The organism is Roseburia yibonii, assembly GCF_014297335.1.
In the GTDB taxonomy this organism is placed as follows: Bacteria; Bacillota; Clostridia; order Lachnospirales; family Lachnospiraceae; genus Roseburia_D; species Roseburia_D yibonii.
Genome location: NZ_JACOQH010000001.1, coordinates 471,967 through 493,983, shown reverse-complemented (window position 1 = coordinate 493,983; position 22,017 = coordinate 471,967). Strand labels below are relative to the sequence as shown.

Genomic DNA, 22,017 nt, shown 5'->3' with positions numbered 1-22,017 from the left:
CAGGTCTTGCCGCATAAGATAGCTTTGTGTTATGATGGCATTATAATAAGAAGTAAGAAAGGAGTTCATAGATCATTATGACGGAAATTACATGTGAAGCACTGAACGAAAACGCATTTCAGATGATAGGAAAAGACTGGCTGCTTCTGACAGCGAAAAAGGATGGAAAGGTGAACACCATGACGGCGTCCTGGGGCGGCGTTGGCGTAATGTGGGGCAAACAGGTTGCATTTTTATTCATCCGCCCGCAGCGTTATACCAAGGAATTTGTGGATGCGGCGGCGGAAATGTCGATCAGCGTGCTGCCGGAGGCTTACCGGAAAGAGTTAAATTACTTTGGTACGGTATCCGGCAGAGACGAGGATAAGATCGCAAAATCCGGACTGGGTATCGCAGAGGAAAACGGGGTTCCGTATTTTGCGGACGCGAGACTCGCGTTTATCTGTAAGAAACTGTACGCGCAGCCGTTAGAAGCGGACTGTTTTATCGATAAGAGCAATATCGAGCGCTGGTATCCGGGAAATGATTTTCATACGATGTATGTGGTTGAGATCGAAAAGGTTCTGACCGCGTAAAGATGACCGGATCGTCCTCCCTGATGAAAATTTTTTGATAAAATTTCGTGCTTTTTCGAGCAGATTAACCGGGTAATACGAGACGGACAACGTAGAAAATAGTTAAAATGACGGAAGAAAATGCGCGATCCAAAAATGGATGGATAGATATAAATAAAAAAATGCTGGATCACACATACTTTTATGTGAAAAAGCATGGAGTGAAAATGATTGAAAAATGAGAAAAATATATTTATAATGTATATTCAAGAATGTTAAAAAAATATCAAAATATATATTTATCCAATTTCAGGGAGGAAATTTAGAATGACTAAGAAATTAATCATCGTAACATCACCGCCAGCCTGCGGCAAGACGTATATTTCAAAGGCATTGGCAAAACGCCTGAACCATTGCGTTTATCTGGACAAGGATACACTGATCGTCCTTTCCAAACAGATCTTTAAAGTTGCCGGCGAACCGTACAACCGCAGCAGTGATTTCTTTGAAGAGCACATCCGCAATTACGAGTACGAATGTGTGGTAGATCTGGCATTAGAGGCGCTTGAGTATGATGATATCGTACTGATCAACGCACCGTTCACCAGAGAAGTGCGTGATGTCGCTTATATGGACAACTTAAAAGAACAGCTTGCGAAAAAAGGCGCAACACTTTCTGTGATCTGGGTACAGACAGATCCAAAGATCGTACATGAGCGTATGATCGAACGCAATTCTGACCGTGATACATGGAAATTAGAGCACTGGGATGAGTATATCGCATCCTGTAATTTTAATATTCCGAAAGAACTGGACAATGCGGACAGCAAGGATGGTCTTTTGATCTTTAAGAACAACAACGAAAAAGAATTTGAAGAATCCATGGTAGAAATTACCGGAATTTTGAAAGAGACGATAAGTGCAAGCTAATCTGCTTGCACTTATTGTTTTATCTTATATATAATGTAATAGCAAGAGAAAACAACCTTGACAATTAAATACAGAGCCATCCGGACGCTGTTTTTGCTGTATGACAAAAACATGTTTTCCCATCCAGCGCCATGCACCTGAACATTCAGGTTAACGAGGAAAAGGGTTATCGAAAATTCGGCGGACGCCCTTTCGTAGATTCCGCTGCGAGATATACCGGCAAATATGCGGGTAACTGCAAAACAAATACGGTATAACGGAAGAATGAGAAAAATAAACTGAGAATGAATCGTTTTATGATATAGAAAAGAAAGATGAGGAAAATTTATGTGTGGAATTATCGGCTATACAGGGAAAAAAAGCGTAAAGGATGTTTTATTGAACGGACTTGAACTGTTAGAATACCGTGGGTATGACAGCGCGGGGATCGCATTGTCCGATCCGGACGGAACAAAGACAGAAATCTATAAGTGTGCCGGAAGAGTGGCTGACCTCAGAAAACTGTGTGAGGGCAGGAAGCTGACACAGACCTGCGGCATCGGGCATACCAGATGGGCAACACACGGAGGCGTGTGTGACGCGAACGCGCATCCGCATCGCGTGGGAAAAGTGACGCTCGTACATAACGGGATCATTGAGAATTACGAGGAGCTTGCGGCGGAGTATGGTCTTTTGGGAAAATTGAGATCGCAGACGGATTCGGAGATCGCTGCTGGTGTGTTTGATCACTTTTACGCGGGGGATCCTTATGACTGCATAAAAAAAGCGGTCGGAAAATTAAAGGGAACGTTTGCGTTTGTGCTGATGTTTGCGGATTTCCCGGAGCGGATCTATTCCATCCGAAACGTAAGCCCGATCGTAGCGGCAAAAACCGAAGACGGAGCGATCCTGGCATCGGATGTGACCGCGATCGGAAAATATACCGGGCAGTATTTTGTAGTTCCGGAATACCATGTGCTTACAATGACAAAAGACGGGATAACACTGACGGATCTTGACGGAAATAAGAAAGAACCGGAGTATCTGGAGATCGATTTTGAACTGAATATGAGCGAGAAAGACGGATTCCCGTTTTATATGGAAAAAGAGATGGCGGAACAGCCGCGGGTGATCGCGCGTATGCTGGAAGAAAAAACGACGGAAGACCTGCCGGACTTTTCCGGGGAACAGGTGCCGGATTCCCTGCTTACGTCGTGTGAAAGCGTATGCATCATTGCGTGCGGTTCCGCGATGCACGCCGGACTTGCCGGACAGTTTCTTATGAAAAAGTTTTTACATATTCCGGTCAGCGTGGAAATGGCGTCGGAGTATATGTATACCGATCCGGTCGTGGATGAAAAGACGTTAGTCATTGCGGTTTCCCAGTCGGGAGAGACAATCGATACCCTTGAAGCGCTGAAATACGCGAAGCAAAAAGGGGCTGGATCGCTCGCGGTCATTAACGTAAAGGGATCTTCCATTGCCAGAGAGAGTGACGCGGTGCTTTACACCAATGCAGGGCCGGAGATCGCGGTCGCAAGTACCAAGGCGTACACATCCCAGCTTGCGCTGTTTGCGCTTTTAGTGGCGCGCATGGCGTATGTGAGAGGGGATTTCACGGAGACAGAGACGAGAGATTTTGTGCGGGAATTAAAGCGGGTGCCGGATGCCATGGAAAAAGTGCTTGCGGGAAAAGAGAAGATCCATCATATTGCCGGACGCATCATCAGCGCGAAGGATATTTTTATGATCGGAAGAGGACTCGATTATTTTATTGCGATGGAGGGATCTTTGAAATTAAAAGAAGTTTCCTATATCCATTCGGAAGCATATGCTTCGGGAGAATTAAAACACGGACCGCTTGCGCTCATCACGGAGCATACACCGGTGGTTGCGGTGGCAACACAGAAACAGCTTTTGTCCAAGGAAGTCTCAAATATCCGGGAAGTGCGTTCGCGCGGAGCGGATGTGGTGCTGTTCGCGAAAGAACAGCTGATGCCGGAGGAGGAAGAGGGATATCTTACCTTTGAACTGCCGGATGTACGGGATGAGTTTATGTGTCTGCCGGCGGCAGCCGCATTACAGCTTCTGGCTTATTACGTTTCATCGGATAAGGGATATGATGTGGATAAACCAAGAAATCTTGCGAAAGTTGTGACAGTAGAATAGAAAGAAACAAACGATCGGAGAACAGTTTTTTCGTGCGGCGGGCAGCGCCCGGATGGCTCTATATTTAATAAAAATTTCATTTCTGTTTTAGAATTTCTATGCTATACTAAGTCTGATTATTGCCCTTTGGGCAGGAAAGATACATTTTTCGGGACAGGGAGAGGAAATACTCATGAAAAATATAATCAAGATCTTTTTATCGGATGTGCGGGGACTGATGAAGAATTTTTTCGCGCTGGTCATCGCCATCGGACTTTGCATCATACCGTCTTTGTATGCATGGTTTAATATTTATTCCAACTGGGATCCCTACGCAAATACATCGAGCGTGCAGATCGCAGTCGCGACGGAGGATAAGGATTACACGCTGTCGGACGGGTCGGTCGTCAATATGGGTGACGAAGTTGTCGATGAGCTGAAAGAAAACGATACCATAGGCTGGGTATTTACCGATAAGGATCAGGCACTTGATGGTGTTTACAGCGGCAAATACTATGCGGCAGTCGTGATCGGCGAGGATTTTACCAGCAATATGTATGAATCGGTCACGAACGGATTCCAGGGTTCCTCCATTACCTATTATGAAAATGAGAAGAAAAACGCGATCGCGCCGAAGATCACGGATACTGCGGCGACGACGTTACAGACCAGCATCAATGAGAAATTTATTGAAGTGGTGGCAAGTACGATCTTTACAGAGACGAACCAGCTGTCGGCGGATCTCAAAAATTCCGATGGGATCGAGAGCTTTGAGGATAAATTAAAGGAGATCAATGCGAGCTTACAGGCGTATGACGGCATGATCGATACCTTTATCCAGGGAAATGAGGCACTGACTGCGTCGGTCAATTCTGCAAGCGACAAGATCCCGGGACTCAGCACCAAAATATCGGATACGGCACAGGATGTGACGGATACCAATGCGAGCCTTACCGCGTCACAGGCGACGCTGGCGGGCTTTAACACGGATGTGCAGGAAGCGCTCAATCAGGTGCAGGCATCGCTGGACGCTGTGGCAACGGATCTTTCCAATGCGGGACTTGGTGACAAGGCAAAAGTGACGGCGGAGAGCATTGCGCAGACAAAAAATGATACGGAAGCGCTGATCGCGCAGCTTAGTACCCTGCAGCAGACACTCGAAGAACTGAGCAGACAGGAAGCGGAGAATAAACAGCAGCAGTTACAAGATGTGACAGACGAACAGAAGATGGCACTGGATGAGAGCGGAGAACAGAGCACAGAGAGCGGGATCCAGATTCCGGACATCCAGATCCCGGATATTCAGATCCCATCCGATATCCAGCTCAGTGAGGAGACCAAGCAGCAGATCCAGGCGGCACTGGACGCGATCCAGTCACTGCAAAACGGAGCCGGTGATATCACAACGGCGTTAAATACGATCCAGGGAGCGATCTCGGATATCAAGGCGGAACAGGGCAGTGACGCTTCCAAAATCGCAAATGATGTGAAAACTACGATCGATTCGGATGCGGCGGGAATCTCAAGCACACTTTCCGGCTGCAAACAGTCGATCGAGAATATGAAGGGCGTATATTCCAACAACCTTGTGCCGGAAATGTCGAATGTGCTGGACAGCATGTCGCAGGCACTGACGAATGTCACCAATCTGTTAAACAACTTAAACAGCACGCTTGGCAACATGGGACTTGTGTTTGACGGCGTGGAGACGACAATGTCAGGACTGGATGACAGTCTGGTGCAGATCCAGGCGGTGATCCGTTCGGTCAGCAGCGAGCTTACCGATATCACAGACAAACTCGATGCCGCAGGCGAAGACGAAAAAGTGGATGTGCTGATGGATATTCTCGAAGGAGATCCGGAGACCTACGGAGAGTTCTTTGCACAGCCGGTATCCATTGAGACGGAACCGGTCTATGAAGTGAAAAATTATGGCTCCGCAGTTGCACCGTTTTATACGGTACTGGCGCTTTGGGTAGGCGCACTGCTTTTAGTATCTCTGATCAAGGTAAAAGCGGATCCGGACAAACTGGATCATCCGAAGCATCATGAGCTCTTTTTCGGAAGATATCTGCTGTTCTTTGTCCTGGGACAGGTGCAGGCAGCAGTCGTTGTGCTCGGTGATATTTTCCTGTTAAAATGCCAGATCCTCTATCCGGGACTGTTCTGGTTTGCCGCATCGGTCACCAGTTTTACGTTTTCCATGCTGATCTACGCGCTCACCATTGCGTTTGGAGACATGGGAAAAGCCTTTGCGGTCGTTATCGTAGTTATCCAGATCGCCGGATCGAGCGGAACGTATCCGATCGAGATACTGCCGGACTTTTATCAGAAAGTATATATATTTTTCCCGTTCCCATATGCAATCAACGCGCTGCGTGAAACGGTTGCGGGCATGTACGGAAGCACCTTTGAGACGGCGCTCTCCGAACTTCTCGTGTTTGCGGTCGCGGGGCTTATGATCGGACTTGTGATCCGGATTCCGTTTATCAGGCTGAACCACTTTATGGAAAAACGTATGGAAGATACGAAGATGATGTAAGAGGAGGGCGGCATTTATGAATACAGACAATTACAGTAAGTATGAGAGAATGTACGACATTCTTTTGGATTATGAGCAGAAGATCCACCTGAAAAACCAGAAGAGGATCCGTATCGGCTTGAAATGCCTGATCATCATACCGTTGATTTTCCTCGCAATGCTGTTTTGGACAGGCAGCTCAAAAACGATCTTTCTGGTACTTTGGATCGTGTCGCTGTTTATCCTTGCGGCGTATCTGGTCTTTGTAGAATACAGTGATTATAAATTACAGGAAAAATTAAACGAGCTGGATGAACGCGGCGATGCCGGCGTGGAAGCGCTGATCGGACCGGGCGTGCCTGCCATTGACGGGCCGTTAAAGAACGCGGTGAAAAAGCTGGACGCGACATTAAACAGCGAGACACTTGCAATAGAGGAAGAGGGAGCAGATAAGAATGAAGAACATAATTAAGATTTTCTGTGCGGATTTCCGAAGACTCAGCACCAACGTGGTGGCGGTGGTCGTGATCATGGGACTTTCTGTGATCCCGTCTTTATATGCATGGTTCAATATCCTTTCCAACTGGGATCCTTACGCGCAGGAAGCCACATCCAATTTAAAGATCGCGGTCGTTTCCCAGGATGAGGGAACAGAAGTCGCGGGAATTTCGATGAACATCGGTGATAATGTACTTTCCGGGCTGAAAGAAAACAAGACGATAGGCTGGGTATTCCCGGATACGTTGGAAGAAGCGACGGACGGTGTGTACAGTGGGGAATACTACGCGGCACTGGTGATTTCCAAGGATTTTTCCAAGGATATGGTCAGCTTCATGAGCGGAGATGTCACACATCCGAAGATCACCTACTATGAAAACGAAAAGAAGAACGCGATCGCGCCAAAGATCACTTCCAAGGCGAAGACCGCAGTGCAGGAACAGGTCAACAGCACGTTCGTGAGTACGATCGCGGAATCCTTAATGAAGGTGAGCAATGTACTGGTGGATACGGATGGAAATGTGTCACTGGTTGACGCGGTGACCGGACGGCTGGATGAACTTGACGGAGACCTGCAGAATTATATCAATATCATGAATTCCTTTATCAGCGTGACCGGTTCGGCATCAAGCCTGATCGATACGACACAGGTGATGATCCCGGATCTGAACGATCTGGTCGGAAACGGGCAGAATACGGTAAACGCGATGCAGGGAGCAGTCACTTCCGGGACGGCAAGCGCGGATACCGTCTCTGATATGGTAAGCTACAGCCTGGATATGATAGGCACGACCCTGGATCAGGTATCGTCCATGATACAGAATGACCTGTCAAACCTCGAGGGAAAAGAGGGAAGCGTGACGAACGGACTTGCGGGAGCACAGGCGATTATGCCGTATTTAAAGCAGATGTTCGGTTCTACGACCTCATCGATCGTGGTGTATGACGGCGTGGACGCGCAGGTGATTGAGATCCAGACACAGCTCGATCAGATCTCCACGGATCTGGAGGCGGTTTCCACAAATGCGGGAGCCGGTTCGGATGCGGTCAAAGCACTGGAACAGCAGATCTTAGGCGAGATTTCGACATGTAAGACAAAGATAAACGCATTGGGTGACACTTATACCTATTCGATCAAGCCACAGCTCCGGTCTACAATCAATTCCATGCAGGGCTCTTTGAATTCGGCACAGGCGATCCTCTCCGGCGTGGACGGGGATTTGAGCGGTGTGACGGATGTGCTCGAAGAATACGGAGACACGCTTTCTTCCGGAATGGAAGGGCTGGTGTCTTCGCGTGATATGGCGGTTGATATGAAAGAGAAACTCGATCAGATCCGTACCGACATCACGACACTTACCGGGGATGAACAGTATAAAGAACTTCTGGATGTCTTAAAGACAGACCCGGAACTTCTGGGCAGTTTTATCTCATCACCGGTTGCGCTTGACACAGAAGCGGTATATGAGATCGCAAATTACGGTTCCTCGATGTCACCGTTTTATACGATACTTGCGATCTGGGTAGGGGCGCTGATCCTGGTAGCGATCATACATGTAAAGGTGCATCCGGAACCGGGGATCATGGAGACAAAGCCATACCAGCAGTTTTTCGGACGTTACATCACCTTCTTTCTGATCGGTCAGGTGCAGACACTGATCGCGGTGCTCGGGGATCTGTTTTATATCAAGATCCAGTGCCACAATCCGTTTTTGTTCTGGTTCGCGTGCGCAATGAGCAGTTTTGCGTTTACGATGCTGATCTATTCGCTGACGGTGGCATTTGAGACAGTCGGAGAAGCGGTTGCGGTCGTGATCATGGTAATCCAGGTTGCGGGTGCGGGCGGTACTTTCCCGATCGAGACACTGCCGAAGATCTATCAGGCAATCTATCGTTTCCTGCCGTTTTCATTTGGCATGAACGCGCTGCGTGAGACGATCGGCGGTATGTATGCGATGACTTACTGGAAATGCATTTTAAAACTCTGTATTGTTGTCTGCGTCGGTCTTTTTATTGGACTGGTCGTTGCGGTACCGTTCCGCAAATTGAACCGGATGATCGACAAGAGCAAGGAAAAATCAGGGATCATGTTATAAAAGGATAAGAGGAATAGAGTACAGATGAGCAGAAATATGAAGCGGGATCAGAAGATTTTAGAGTACATCACACTTACGATCGCAACGATCATTCTGGATGTGGGAGTATACTTCTTTAAATTCCCGAATAACTTTTCGTTTGGAGGGGTGACCGGTCTTGCGGTTGTCCTCTCCCAGGTTACGGCACTGCGCGCGAGTACATTGAACTTTGTGATCAATATGGTACTTCTGGTGTTTGGTTTCCTGTTTTTGGGCAGAGGCTTCGGCATCAAGACCGTTTATGTGAGTGTACTTTCCTCACTAGGACTCAGCCTGCTTGACGTGTTCTGCCCGATGCAGGGGCCGCTCACGAGCCAGCCGGTCTTAGAGCTGATCTACGCGATCGTACTGCCGGCGTTCAGTTCCGCAATCCTTTTTAATGTCAACGCCTCCGGAGGCGGCACGGATATCATCGCGATGATCTTAAAAAAATATTCCACTTTAAATATCGGAATGGCACTGTTTTTGGTAGATCTCGGGATCACGGTGGCGGCAAGCCTGGTCTTTGACATTGAGACCGGACTGTTTTCATTCTGCGGACTGATGGCAAAATCGCTTGTCATTGACGGCGTGATCGAGAACATCAACCTCTGCAAGTATTTTACGATCGTGTGTGAAAATCCGGAGCCGATCTGCACATTCATCCAGAATGAGTTAAAGCGCGGCGCAACGATCTATCATGCGGAGGGCGCATACGCACATAAAGAAAAAACGATCATACTGACTGTCATGAAACGTTCTCAGGCAGTACAGCTTCGAAATTTTATCCATAAAACGGAACCGGGAGCCTTTATCGCGATCACCAACAGCAGTGAGATCATAGGAAAAGGATTCCGGGGACTCAACTAAAATCAGACAGGGGGAAAACAATGGCAGAAATAGAAAAACTGCCGGCGCGTTCAGAAATCGCGGAGGCGGACAAATGGGCATTGGAGGATCTGTTTTTGACGGACGCTGACTGGGAAGCGGCGGTAAAACAGTTAGAAGAACAGCTCGCGCAGTTAAAAGGCTACGCAGGAAAGGTAAGTGCATCTGCGGATGCACTTTATGCGTATCTGACGCTTGCGGATGAGACGGAGAATCTGTTTGAAAAGGTGTTAGTTTACTCGAATGAGAAGATGCACGAGGATATGGGAAATTCCACTTATCAGGGATATGCCGCGCAGGCACAGGTCGCTGCGACGCGTCTTTCCGCTGCCGAGGCCTTTTTCGAGCCGGAGCTGCTTGCAATGGAGGAGAGCAGGATGCAGGGATTTTTAAAGGAAGATCCAAAGCTTGAAAAATACCGGCTTCTGATCGACCGGATATGGCGGAGAAAGGAGCACACGCTGTCCGCTGCCGGGGAGGAGATCCTTGCAAAGACGTATGAAATGGCAACTGCGCCGGATGATATTTTTTCCATGTTCAATGACGCGGACGCGAAGTTTGGAACGATCCGGGATGAAAATGGAAAAGAAGTGGAACTGACGCATGGGCGGTTTGGCGGATTTATGGAGAGCAGTGACCGCAGGGTGCGGAAAGAGGCATTTGAGGCACTGTATCAGACCTACGATCAGTTTAAGAATACGCTGGCGGCGACTTACAGCGCGAATGTGAAAAAAGCGAAATTCTATGCGGACGTAAGAAAATATCCTTCTGCGCTTGCTGCCGCGCTTGCGCCGGGAAATATTCCGACGGAAGTCTACGACAATCTGATCGAAACCGTTCACCGTTTCCTGCCGGCAATGTACCGTTATGTGGCACTGCGCAAACGCGCGCTTGGCGTGGAGGAACTCCACATGTACGACGTGTATGTGCCGCTTGTGGCGGATCAGACGAAAAAGATCCCGTTCGCGGAAGCAAAAGAGATCGTAAAACGCGGACTTGCGCCGATGGGCGAAGAATATGTGAGTCATCTGGAAGAGGGATTTGACCATCGCTGGATCGATGTCTATGAGAACCGGGGAAAACGCAGCGGCGCGTATTCCTGGGGTGCCTATGGCACGCATCCGTATGTGCTTTTGAATTATCAGGGAAAACTGGATGACGTGTTTACGCTTGCGCACGAGATGGGGCATGCACTGCACAGCTGGTATTCCAACGCGAATCAGCCTTATGTGTATTCCGGTTATCTGATCTTTGTCGCGGAAGTCGCGTCTACCTGCAATGAGTCACTGCTAATGCAGTATCTGTTAAAGGAAAGCAAAGATAAGAAGGAAAAAGCGTATCTTTTAAACCATTTTATCGACCAGTTTAAGGGAACATTATTCCGCCAGACCATGTTTGCGGAGTTTGAAAAGATCACGCACGAGATGTACGCGAAGGGCGAATCGCTGACAGCAGAGCGTCTGTGCGCGGTATATATGGATCTGAACCGGAAATATTTCGGAGAGGAAATGGTATCGGATCCGCAGATCGCGCTGGAGTGGGCGCGCATTCCGCATTTTTATACGGAATTTTATGTGTATCAGTACGCAACCGGTTTTTCCTGTGCAATCGCCCTGTCGAAAAGGATCCTCGAGATGGGAGAGGCGGGCGTTGCCGATTATATGAAGTTCTTAAAAGGCGGATGCTCCAAAGATCCGATCGAACTCTTAAAAATGGCGGGAGTGGATATCTCCACACCAAAGCCGGTGGAGGATGCCCTGCAGCTGTTTGAAGAACTGGTGAGTGAATTGGAGGAATTACTGTAAGATGATACTGCGGGTTCCAGACTATTTTGATGAATTTGAGTGTATTGCCGGGCGCTGCCGCCACAGCTGCTGCGCCGGCTGGGAAGTAGAGATCGATGAAAAAACCTTTGATTACTACAAGGCGGTTCCGGGAGCGTTCGGAGACCGCCTGCGGCAGAATATGTCGGAGGGAGAAGAGGACAGTTTCATTCTGATCAACAACCGCTGTCCGTTTCTGAATGAAAAAAATCTCTGTGATATCTATACGGAACTTGGCGAGGATACACTTTGCGAGACCTGTACGGATTATCCGAGAGTGACGTTTACCTATGGAAATATCATGGAGCGCTGTCTCGGACTTTCCTGTGAGGAGGCCTGTCGCCTGATCTTTGCCGAGGAGAAACCGTTTCGGATCGTGGAGCGGGAGATCCCGGATGAACCGGTGCCGGAGCAAGAGACACAGTATGCGGACGATACGGATGAACCGGAAGTGGATGAAGATGAGGAAGATGTCGATACAAGAGAGGACTGGGAATATATCAGAGAGGCGCGGGATTACGCGCTTGCCCTGCTGCAGAACCGGGAAAAACCGCTTGGCGCGCGGCTGGAAGAATATCTGGTCTTTGCCGACCGGGTGCAGGAATGCTTAAACTGGGAGGAGCCGTGGAAGATCGAAGCGGTGATCGCAGAGATGAAGACGGAACAGAAACTGCCGGAATATGAAAGTGATTTTGCGTTAAACCAGCTGGAAGCCATGCGGGAACGCGCGGGATTTTATGAGCCGATGGAAATACTCGATGAGGAATGGCCGGGAACGCTGGCACATCTGCTCGAGACGCTTGCGGGAGAGGACAAAACGGAAGCGGATTACATTGGTTTACATAATGAATTTGCGGAGTTTTACCATGACAGATATTATGAGTGGGAACAGATCCTGTGTTATTTTACCTACCGCCATTTTATGCGGGCGGTCTATGACTACCGTTTTCTCAGCCAGGCAAAACTTGCGGTGACAAGTTTTTTGATGATCCGGGATATGGATGTGGTGCGCTATCTCGACAACGGACACCGCTATTCGGTCGAAGACCGGGTCGATGTGGCGCGGATCTACGCGAGGGAGATGGAGCACTCCGAAGAAAATCTGGAAAATCTCGCGGAAGATTTTGACTTTGAGGAAATATTTTCGCTTGAACAGATGCGTGAACAGGTGCGCGCGATCCGGTAAGCGGCGGAAAAGAAAGAGCGGACTGCCATACAGCGACAGTCCGCTTCTTTTTAAACATAAATGTCGATGTTGCTGCCAACGTTTGGATTGACGGAAAGCTCCATGGCACGAACCATGCTGTCGCCCATCGTCTCACTGAGATCGAGCTGCTTTCCAAGTACGGCAATCCCGATGTCGGTGCTGGTACTCGGCATATCCAGTGCAGATAGCGCAATGGAAGTCAAAGAATCAATTCCCATAGCATCCACCTCCTTGCATGGAAATAAACTTTAGTTAATTTCATTATGGCATGGAAGCATCGGGAAAACAAGAAAAAAGTAAAAAAAGTACAAAAATTCATAAAATGTTCAAAATAATGTAATAGTATAAAAGAAGTGTAGTTTTTTGGGAAAGGAAAACGACAATGACATACGATGTGATCATAATAGGCAGCGGTCCGGCAGGACTTGCGGCAGCAATATATGGAAAGCGCGCGCGTTTGAGCACGCTCGTGATCGAAAAACAGCCAATGAGCGGCGGACAGATCCTAAATACGGATGAGGTGGATAATTATCCGGGGCTTCCGGGGATCGGCGGCTTTGAACTCGGACAGAAGTTCATGGAACATGCCAAAAAGATGGAAGCTGAATTTGTCACGGCAGAGGTGAAGGGCATATCGGCAGATGGCGATGTGAAGAAGATCAGCACGGACAAGGGTGACTATGAAGCAAAGACCGTGATCCTTGCAACCGGAGCGGATCACCGGAAACTCGGAGTGCCGGGAGAACAGGAACTTGGCGGAATGGGAGTTTCCTACTGCGCGACCTGCGATGGCGCGTTCTTCCGTGGGAAAACAGTTGCAGTGGCAGGCGGCGGCGATGTCGCGCTGGAGGATGCGCTTTTTCTCGCGCGTGGCTGCAGCAAAGTATATCTGATCCACCGCAGGGACGAATTCCGTGGTGCGAAGGTCTTGCAGGAACAGGTGAAAAAAACCGAAAACATCGAACTGGTACTTGATACCGTTATCGAGGAGATCAAAGGAGAAGGACAGGTTCAGTCGATCGACATCTCTAATAAGAAGACAAAGGAAAAAAGAAGCCTTCCGGTGGACGGAGTGTTCATTGCGGTTGGCACGATGCCGAACACGGAGAGTTTTTCCGGTCTCGTAAAAATGGATGATGCCGGATACATTATCGCGGGAGAAGATACAAAGACGAGCAGACCGGGGATCTTTGCGGCAGGAGATCTTAGAACAAAGCCGCTCAGACAGGTCATCACCGCGGCGGCGGACGGAGCGAACGCGATCACCGCAGTGGAAGAGTATCTGCATGGATTATAAGGAAAAATATTCCAGGATAACACGGTTGACAGTGGGGAAACCCTTTGCTATAATAACCATGTAATAAATGTAATAAATTTGTAACAAATAACAAACGAGAAATGTACGAAAACTGATATGGAGGATTTCGATGAAGAATAAAATCATGAAGCTGGCAGCGATTGCACTCAGTGTTGTGGCACTTTCCGGTACACCGGTAGTTACTTATGCGGCACCGTTTGCGGGCGCATGTGCGGTATCCGGAAACGCGAGCACCCAGGTGGCATCTGCGGCACAGACATCCACGCAGTCGCAGAATGCAACGGCGGATACGGCGGTATCCGGGCTGGCGGATGAGACAACAACCGTAGCGGGAATCACATCTACGATGTCGCAGATCCAGTCGACGGGAACAAGCGATGTGGCAGAGATCCAGGCGGCAGAAGCACAGACAGCAGCAGAGGAAGCGCAGGCGGATGCACAGGCAGCGAGCGATTCCAACGCGAAGGCAGCGGCAGCCGATGTTGTGAATAACAGCACGTCGGTGGTGACAGCAGAATTTAATGATGTGGCGATCGCGAATGTAGAGAGCTACGTCAATGTCAGAAGCGCGGCGAGTGAGGACAGCGAACCGGTCGGAAAGCTGTACACGAACTGCATGGCTTCCGTAGAAGGCGTAGAGGGAGACTGGTACAAGATCACTTCTGGAAATTGCACCGGATACATAAAAGGTGAATATCTGATCGTCGGTGACGCGAATGTGGCGAAACAGGCAGGACGTCGTGTAGCTACGGTAAATACGGAGACATTGAAAGTCCGTACCGCTCCGTCCACAGATGCAGAGATCCTTGGTCTTGTACCGAACGGAGAAGATCTTACCGTTACAGATGAGTCGATCACCGGATGGGTCAAGGTTTCCATTGAGGAAGGTGAAGGTTATGTATCTACCGATTATGTCGGCCTTTCCACCGAGTATAAATACGGAGAGACCGTAGAAGAAGAACAGGCAAGACTTGCAGCGGAAGAAGCAGAGAGACAGCAGGCAGCAGCGGCGGCAGCAGCAGCGGCAGAGAAAGAAAAGAGCACCAAGGGTAAGGACAAGGATAAATCCTCCTCCAAGGAATCAGGATCTTCCAAATCCTATTCATCCCCGTCTGGCGGCGGTGGAAGCTCAGTTGCAGGCTATGCGTGCCAGTTCGTTGGAAATCCGTATGTATATGGCGGAACCAGCCTGACAAACGGAGCGGACTGTTCCGGATTTGTCATGAGTGTATACGGCGCGTATGGAATCTCACTTCCACATTCTTCAAGCGCACTGCGCGGAGTGGGATATGGTGTCAGCACCTCCGATATGCAGCCGGGTGATATCGTATGCTACAGTGGACATGTTGGTATTTATATCGGTAATGGATCCATTGTACACGCAAGTACACCGTCAAGCGGTATCAAGATCTCTACCGCATATTACAGAGACATCCTTGCAGTAAGACGTATTTTCTAATTGCATTTGAACGGAATAGAGAAAGACAGCAGAGAACGCAAAAAACGTTTCTGCTGTCTTTTTGTGTACTAGCAACGTGGAAAATGGACGCACAAAGCGCATGATTTGTATGGCAAAATGTGCGACAATTTCAACAGGCTTCCAAAATAAAGATGTTATGTAAAGTAAAAGCCAAGTTATGTAAAGTGAAAACGGAGTTATGTAAAGGAGAGGAGAAAAGGAAACGAAAGAACTGCTCTGGTACGGAGCAGAAAGAGAAGAAGAAAATGAAAAAAGCAAAGTGCACAAATTCCGAACAAAAAAATCCGGGCGGGAAAAAAGAACGTGGAAACTTATCAACATGGGAGAGGGGAAAAAGGAGGAAAAACAGAGTTATACACGAAGTTATGCACATTATCCACAAAAAAGTGGATAACTTGTGTGGTTTACATAGTGAAAAAAAAGAACGGGCGTTTTGTATACAAATCATAAAAATATACCTGCCTTAAAATAAAACCGGAAATCTATTGACATTTCAAAAATGAAAATTTGGTGAAAAAACATAAAATTTGTCAGTATTTTATGAAAAAAGAAGAAAATTGTAAACTGTATCGAATGACACATTATGGTAAACAGCTGGAAAGAAAGTTGAAATATAAGCATGTTTTTGATATACTACATATTTGTATCAAACTGCCTTGCAGTGAACAACAGGAAACAGAGGACTATAATGTTAAAAAAATTAGATATATTAGGACTGGAACTGGACAATTACACCGTACGGGAAGCCATGTTCAATGTGGAGACTTATCTGAACAATGATGTGATGAACACGGTAGAGACCATATCTATGCGCATGATCGAGCAGGCGGGCGGCGATGAAGTGATGCATAACTGCTTACAGGAGCTGGATCTTGCGGTGATCGGAGAAAAGGAGATCCTGACAGCGGCGGGTGCCGCTTCAACGCAGCGCATCCGGGAGACGGTTGAGAATGAATTTTTTCTTGAATTTATGAAACGGCTGATCCGCAACAAAAAGACCGTGTATCTGCTGGGGCAGACAGCGGACGCGGTAGAGCGGCTTTATTCCTTTTTACAGGATGAGTATGAAAAGGTGAAGATCGTGGGACAATATGCCATGGAAACCTGCATCGGAGACCTTGACGCGGTCGTCAATGCCATCAATATGGAGACACCGGATGTCATCTTTTCCGTGCTGCCATCCCCGTATCAGGAACATTTTCTGGAGGATAACCGGGGAAAGCTGAGTGCCAGGGTGTGGTACGGGCTCGGCGAGCATTACGCGGCAGACGAGAAGGGACACTCTCCGCTGCGCTGGATGCGGCGGAACATTCGCAGAAAAAAACTGACGAACCGTCTGAATGAATATAATAACAATGAAAAATGAGGCTGAATGGAAATGAATTTATTACTGAACCGCAGACCACTTTGGATAGACGCGATCCTGATGGTGGTCGGAACCGGGCTTATGGCACTGGCGATCCAGTGTATCTATGATCCGGTAGGACTGGTTACCGGCGGATTCACCGGTGTTGCGATTATTGCGAAATATGTAACAAAAGGTGCGGTGCCGCTGTGGCTGACGAACCTGGTGTTAAACGTACCGTTATTTCTGCTTGCGGCGCTGATCAAGGGAAAGAAGTTTGTTGCCCGTACCGCAGTGGCGACGGTGCTGCTTTCCGCGTGGTTATATGTGATACCGTTATGGAATCTGGCAGAGGGGGACTATGTGCTCTCCGCGATCTTCGGTGGTGTGATCTGCGGAGTCGGAATGGGAATGGTGCTTCTTGCGCGTGCCACAACGGGCGGAACGGATATGCTAGCTGCTCTGATCCAGCACAAATTAAGACATTATACGATCATGCAGATCATCTGTGTCATTGACGGGATCATCGTTGCGGTCGGTATCTATTCGTTCGGTGTCAAGGCGGCGCTTTACGCCATTGTTGCGATCTATGTCACCTCAAAGGTATCGGACACGTTAATGGAAGGTATGAAGTATTCCAAAGCGGTATTTATCGTTTCGGACCGGTATAAGGAGATCTCGGACGCGATCATGACCCAGATGGATCGCGGAGTGACCGGACTTGACGCGGTCGGAATGTATTCCGGGGATGAAAAATGCATGCTGTATTGTGTGGTCTCCAAAAAAGAGATCGTGGTGTTAAAAGAGATCATTTTAAAGATTGATAATAACGCATTTGTGATTGTGACAGATGCCCGGGAAGTGGTCGGAGAGGGATTTTTGGAATATTAGCATAAAAAAAATCGGTTTTCCTCTTTCTTTTTTTGGTGATTTGCATTAAAATGTTAAAATAAAGAGTTGGTTTTGGACTAAGAAAACCGGATTTTTTTGTGAAAATTGTATATGATTCCAGAAAGGAAATACAATAGAGAAGGAGTGAGTCTATGATTTCAAATCAAATACTTCAGAGTACCATAGATGGGCTGAAAGGGATCACAAGGATCGATCTGTGCATCATTGATACGGAGGGAAAGGTAATGGCAACGACCTTTCAGGATTCCGAAGGATTTGTAGGTCCGGCGATCGCGTTTATGGAATCTCCGGCAGACAGTCAGGTTGTCTCCGGATGTCAGTTTTTTAAAGTGTTTGACGAACATCAGCTCGAGTATGTGCTGATCGTGAACGGAGACAGCGATGATGTCTATATGATCGGAAAGATCGCAAGCTTCCAGATCCAGAACCTTCTGGTCGCTTACAAGGAGCGGTTTGATAAGGATAACTTTATCAAGAACCTGTTATTGGATAACCTGCTTCTGGTGGATATCTATAACCGCGCGAAAAAGCTCCATATCGAGACGGAAGTGCGACGCGTGGTATTTATCGTTGAGACCAACCGTGAGAAGGATGGCAATGAACTGGAGAAGGTGCGTTCTCTTTTCGGCGGAAAATCCAAGGATTTTGTCACGGCGGTAGACGAAAAGAACATCATCGTGGTAAAGGAACTTGCGGAAAATGAGACCTACGACGATCTTGAGAAGACAGCGGAGATCATTTTAAATGTATTTAAGGGAACCGAGACCGAGAAGGATGTCTATGTCGCTTACGGTACGGTTGTCAATGAGATCAAGGAAGTATCCCGTTCCTACAAAGAGGCGCGCATGGCGTTAGATGTCGGAAAGATCTTCTTTGAGGAGAAAAATATCATCGCCTACTCCACGCTTGGAATCGGCCGCCTGATCTATCAGCTGCCGATCCCGCTGTGCAAGATGTTCATCAAGGAGATTTTTGATAACAAATCACCGGATGATTTTGACGAGGAGACACTTACAACAATCAACAAGTTTTTCGAGAACAACCTGAATGTGTCCGAGACTTCGAGACAGCTTTACATTCACCGGAATACACTGGTTTACCGGCTGGATAAGCTGCAAAAGAGCACCGGACTGGATTTAAGGGTGTTTGAGGATGCGATCACGTTCAAGATCGCGCTTATGGTCGTGAAATACATGAAATATATGGAGTCACTGGATTATTAGACTAGGAGGAACATATGATCAGGCTTGAGCATGTGAGCAAATCATATTCAGCGGGAATCCCTGCGTTAAATGATATCAATCTGAATATAGAAGAAGGAGAGTTTGTATTTGTCGTTGGAGAAAGCGGTTCCGGAAAATCAACGCTGATCAAGCTTCTGTTAAAGGAACTGGAACCGACAGAAGGAACGATCACGATCAACGGCAGAAACTTACATAAAATACGAAGAAAACAGATTCCGCGCTACCGCAGAAACGTCGGCGTGGTCTTTCAGGATTTCCGTCTGCTCAAGGATCGGAATGTTTATGAGAATGTTGCGTTTGCGCAGCGCGTGATCGGCGCGTCAAACCGCAAGATCAAAAGCAGTGTTCCGACGATGCTCTCCATGGTCGGACTTGCAGCGAAATACAAATCCCTGCCGAAACAGCTTTCCGGTGGTGAGCAGCAGCGTGTTGCGATTGCCCGGGCGCTGGTAAATGAACCAAAGATCCTTCTGGCGGATGAGCCGACCGGAAATCTGGACAACAACAACGCGTGGGAGATCATGCGTCTGTTGGAGGAGATCAACAAACGCGGCACTACGGTTTTGGTGGTCACGCACAATCTTGAGTTTGTAAAGAAGATGAACAAACGTGTGATCAAGATCGACAAGGGCGTGCTCGTGTACGATAAATTACCGGGAGAGGGAAATTATGAGAATTAGTTCGTTTTTTTATACAGTAAAACAGGGATTTAAAAATATCTGGAACAACCGCCTTTTTTCCCTGGCTTCCATTGCCACGATGGCAGCATGTATCTTCATGTTCGGTATCTTTTATTCGCTTGCGGCCAACTTCCAGGCGATGGTAAAGAGCGCCGAAGAGGGAGTTGCGGTCACGGCGTTTTTTGACGAGGGTATCACCGAGGAGCAGATCCAGGCGATCGGCGATAAGATCGAAAAGCGCGCGGAAGTCGCGAGTTACAATTATGTGTCGGCTGAGCAGGCATGGGAAGATTTCAAAAAAGTATATTTTCAGGGTGCGGAGGATCTCGCGGACGGATTTGCGGAGGATAACCCGCTTGCCAATTCCGCGCACTATGAGATCTATCTGAATGATGTTTCCATGCAGGACGCGCTGGTAACCTATTTGCAGTCATTAGACGGCATCCGCAAGGTCAACCAGTCGGAAGTCGCGGCAAATACGCTGTCCGATTTCAATTCGCTGGTCAGCTACATATCGATCGGGATCATCATGATCCTGCTTGCGGTTTCCACATTCCTAATCAGCAATACCGTAACGATCGGTATTTCGGTTCGGAAAGAGGAGATCGGTATCATGAAACTGATCGGAGCGACGGACTTTTTTGTCCGGGCACCGTTTGTGGTGGAAGGAGTTCTGATCGGGCTGATCGGATCCGCGCTTCCGCTCGCACTGCTTTATGTGCTTTACAGTAAAGTAGTGGTATATATTGCGGGAAAATTCTCATTTTTGAGTAATATGATGAATTTCCTGCCGGTCAATGAGGTGTTCCGTACACTGGTTCCGGTTGCACTGATCCTCGGTGTCGGAATCGGATTTATGGGAAGCCGCATTACGATCCATAAACATTTGAGAGTTTAGTAAACGAAGATAGAAAAAGGAACGATGGGTGCCCGTATGCCGCTTTGCGGTATTGGACGCCCATATTCCGCTATGAGGACTATATGAAAAACTGGTCAGAAAGAAAGAAAAAAGTTATGGCTGCCGGGCTTGTGGGTGTGCTTGCCATCACTTCAGCGAGCGGTGTGTACGCGGCAGAGAAGACGGCAGGCAGCAGCAGTGACAGTTCCCTTTCCAATGCGCAGCAGGAGAAAGAACAGTTAGAGACCGCCCTGCAGGAGGCACAGGGACTGATCACGGAGCTTCAGAATTCCCAGGAGGATGCCGAGACCAAGATTGCGGAACTCGATCAGAAGATGTCGGATATCTCGGATCAGATGACAGGTCTCGAACAGAAGCTAGACGAGAAAAACTCGGAAATTTCCGATACGGAAACGCTGCTCGCCCAGTCCGAGGAGAATGCGGCGGCGCAGTATGCGAGCATGAAGCTGCGCATACAGTATATGTATGAGAACGCGCAGAGCATGTCTTATATGGAGCTTCTCTGTACATCCGGCAGTGTATCGGATTTCTTGAATTCGGTGGACTATGTGTATGAACTGTCGGCGTATGACAGAAATATGTTGGAGCAGTATCAGAATGCCACGCAGACCGTAGCGGATACGAAAGCGCAGTTGGAGCAGGATTACGCGGATCTTGAGACAATGCAGACCGAACTGCAGGATCAGAAGAGCGCGGTTGCGGCACTGCGTGGACAGAAGGAGACGGAGCTTGCAAACATCGGATCCCAGTTAGACACCGCGGAAGATGCGGCACAGACTTATCAGAATGAGATCGCCGCGCAGGAAGAAGTCATAGAGGAGATCAAGACGCAGCTTGCCCTCCAGGCACAGCGCGAGGCGGAACGCAAAGCTGCGGCAGAGGCGGAAGCAAAAAGACAGGCGGAAGAAGCGGCGAACAGCGGAACGGAAGTCTCCACGGAAAACGGAAACAGCGGAAATTCGGGAAGCTCCACTACGGACTATGTGGAACCGCCAAGCTATACAGGCGGCGCGTTTACCTGGCCGTGTCCGAGCAGCAGACGTGTGACCAGTGAGTACGGAAACAGACTTTCTCCGACCGAGGGAGCTTCTTCTTCCCACAAGGGAATCGATATCGGAGCCTCCTACGGGGCGGATATCGTGGCTGCGGCGGACGGAGAGGTGATCTATTCCGGTTATTCCTCCGCAGCGGGAAACCATGTGATCATCAGCCATGGGAACGGACTCTGTACGGTATATATGCATGCGTCTTCACTCAATGTCTCGGTCGGAGATGCCGTGAGCGCGGGACAGAGCATTGCCAAAGTGGGAAGTACCGGGATTTCGACCGGAAACCATCTGCATTTCGGTGTCAGTGTAAACGGATCGTATGTCAGTCCGTGGGATTATTTATAGACATAGACAGGAAATGATTTCATTTTTTCGGGGGAGAAAAGAAAAAATTTCAGGATGGAAGGA

At 48.3% G+C, this 22,017-nt stretch carries 19 protein-coding genes; 18 read left to right on the top strand and 1 reads right to left on the bottom strand.

Features of this window, described 5'->3' with window-relative positions:
* Positions 1-77 precede the first annotated feature (77 nt).
* The 9 genes from H8Z76_RS02365 to fliB all read left to right on the top strand — a co-directional run bounded on the left by H8Z76_RS02365 (position 78) and on the right by fliB (position 12,641).
* Complete coding sequence (locus tag H8Z76_RS02365) at positions 78-575, top strand: flavin reductase family protein (RefSeq protein ID WP_022514539.1); 498 nt, start codon at positions 78-80, stop codon at positions 573-575.
* Between the two features lie 306 nt (positions 576-881).
* Positions 882-1,484 carry an AAA family ATPase gene (locus tag H8Z76_RS02360; protein WP_022514540.1) on the top strand — a complete coding sequence of 201 codons (603 nt, stop codon included), beginning with the start codon at positions 882-884 and terminating at the stop codon, positions 1,482-1,484.
* Positions 1,485-1,811: 327 nt separating this feature from the next.
* Entirely contained in the window at positions 1,812-3,632 is a 1,821-nt protein-coding gene (glmS, locus tag H8Z76_RS02355; RefSeq protein ID WP_186981540.1) for a glutamine--fructose-6-phosphate transaminase (isomerizing), read from the top strand.
* A 172-nt stretch (positions 3,633-3,804) separates the two neighbouring features.
* The gene (locus H8Z76_RS02350) at positions 3,805-6,153 is read left to right on the top strand and encodes a YhgE/Pip domain-containing protein (protein WP_022514542.1); all 2,349 of its coding nucleotides are present in this window, start codon (positions 3,805-3,807) and stop codon (positions 6,151-6,153) included.
* Positions 6,154-6,169: 16 nt separating this feature from the next.
* Positions 6,170-6,604: a hypothetical protein gene (locus H8Z76_RS02345; RefSeq protein ID WP_186981539.1), complete on the top strand. Its 435-nt coding sequence runs from the start codon at positions 6,170-6,172 to the stop codon at positions 6,602-6,604.
* On the top strand, positions 6,588-8,726 hold the full coding sequence (locus H8Z76_RS02340; protein WP_022514544.1) for a YhgE/Pip domain-containing protein: 2,139 nt from the start codon (positions 6,588-6,590) through the stop codon (positions 8,724-8,726). Before H8Z76_RS02345 ends, H8Z76_RS02340 begins: the two co-directional genes overlap by 17 nt.
* 24 nt (positions 8,727-8,750) lie before the next feature.
* A complete protein-coding gene (locus H8Z76_RS02335; RefSeq protein WP_147617809.1) occupies positions 8,751-9,614 on the top strand; it encodes a YitT family protein in 864 nt (287 codons plus the stop codon).
* 20 nt (positions 9,615-9,634) lie between these two features.
* Complete coding sequence (pepF, locus tag H8Z76_RS02330) at positions 9,635-11,437, top strand: oligoendopeptidase F (protein WP_186981538.1); 1,803 nt, start codon at positions 9,635-9,637, stop codon at positions 11,435-11,437.
* A gap of 1 nt (position 11,438) precedes the next feature.
* On the top strand, positions 11,439-12,641 hold the full coding sequence (fliB, locus tag H8Z76_RS02325; protein ID WP_186981537.1) for a flagellin lysine-N-methylase: 1,203 nt from the start codon (positions 11,439-11,441) through the stop codon (positions 12,639-12,641).
* Between the two features lie 50 nt (positions 12,642-12,691).
* Here fliB and H8Z76_RS02320 read toward each other — a convergent pair whose 3' ends face one another.
* The gene (locus tag H8Z76_RS02320) at positions 12,692-12,880 is read right to left on the bottom strand and encodes a YjfB family protein (RefSeq protein WP_022514548.1); all 189 of its coding nucleotides are present in this window, start codon (positions 12,878-12,880) and stop codon (positions 12,692-12,694) included.
* 164 nt (positions 12,881-13,044) lie between these two features.
* Here H8Z76_RS02320 and trxB point away from each other — a divergent pair, with 164 nt between their 5' ends.
* The 9 genes from trxB to H8Z76_RS02275 all read left to right on the top strand — a co-directional run bounded on the left by trxB (position 13,045) and on the right by H8Z76_RS02275 (position 21,954).
* Positions 13,045-13,959, top strand: a complete 915-nt coding sequence (gene trxB / locus H8Z76_RS02315; protein WP_147617811.1) for a thioredoxin-disulfide reductase — start codon at positions 13,045-13,047, stop codon at positions 13,957-13,959.
* A gap of 130 nt (positions 13,960-14,089) precedes the next feature.
* On the top strand, positions 14,090-15,439 hold the full coding sequence (locus H8Z76_RS02310; RefSeq protein ID WP_186981536.1) for a C40 family peptidase: 1,350 nt from the start codon (positions 14,090-14,092) through the stop codon (positions 15,437-15,439).
* A gap of 266 nt (positions 15,440-15,705) precedes the next feature.
* The gene (locus H8Z76_RS02305; RefSeq protein ID WP_186981535.1) at positions 15,706-15,927 is read left to right on the top strand and encodes a hypothetical protein; all 222 of its coding nucleotides are present in this window, start codon (positions 15,706-15,708) and stop codon (positions 15,925-15,927) included.
* A 221-nt stretch (positions 15,928-16,148) separates the two neighbouring features.
* The gene (locus H8Z76_RS02300; protein WP_186981534.1) at positions 16,149-16,826 is read left to right on the top strand and encodes a WecB/TagA/CpsF family glycosyltransferase; all 678 of its coding nucleotides are present in this window, start codon (positions 16,149-16,151) and stop codon (positions 16,824-16,826) included.
* Between the two features lie 12 nt (positions 16,827-16,838).
* On the top strand, positions 16,839-17,696 hold the full coding sequence (locus H8Z76_RS02295; protein ID WP_022515821.1) for a YitT family protein: 858 nt from the start codon (positions 16,839-16,841) through the stop codon (positions 17,694-17,696).
* 152 nt (positions 17,697-17,848) lie between these two features.
* Positions 17,849-18,940, top strand: a complete 1,092-nt coding sequence (locus H8Z76_RS02290) for a PucR family transcriptional regulator (protein WP_147617813.1) — start codon at positions 17,849-17,851, stop codon at positions 18,938-18,940.
* 14 nt (positions 18,941-18,954) lie between these two features.
* Complete coding sequence (gene ftsE, locus H8Z76_RS02285) at positions 18,955-19,641, top strand: cell division ATP-binding protein FtsE (RefSeq protein ID WP_022515823.1); 687 nt, start codon at positions 18,955-18,957, stop codon at positions 19,639-19,641.
* Positions 19,631-20,539 (top strand): permease-like cell division protein FtsX, encoded by a 909-nt coding sequence (gene ftsX / locus H8Z76_RS02280; protein ID WP_022515824.1) that lies wholly within the window; start codon positions 19,631-19,633, stop codon positions 20,537-20,539. Before ftsE ends, ftsX begins: the two co-directional genes overlap by 11 nt.
* Before the next feature lie 83 nt (positions 20,540-20,622).
* A complete protein-coding gene (locus H8Z76_RS02275) occupies positions 20,623-21,954 on the top strand; it encodes a murein hydrolase activator EnvC family protein (RefSeq protein ID WP_022515825.1) in 1,332 nt (443 codons plus the stop codon).
* Positions 21,955-22,017: the final 63 nt, after the last annotated feature.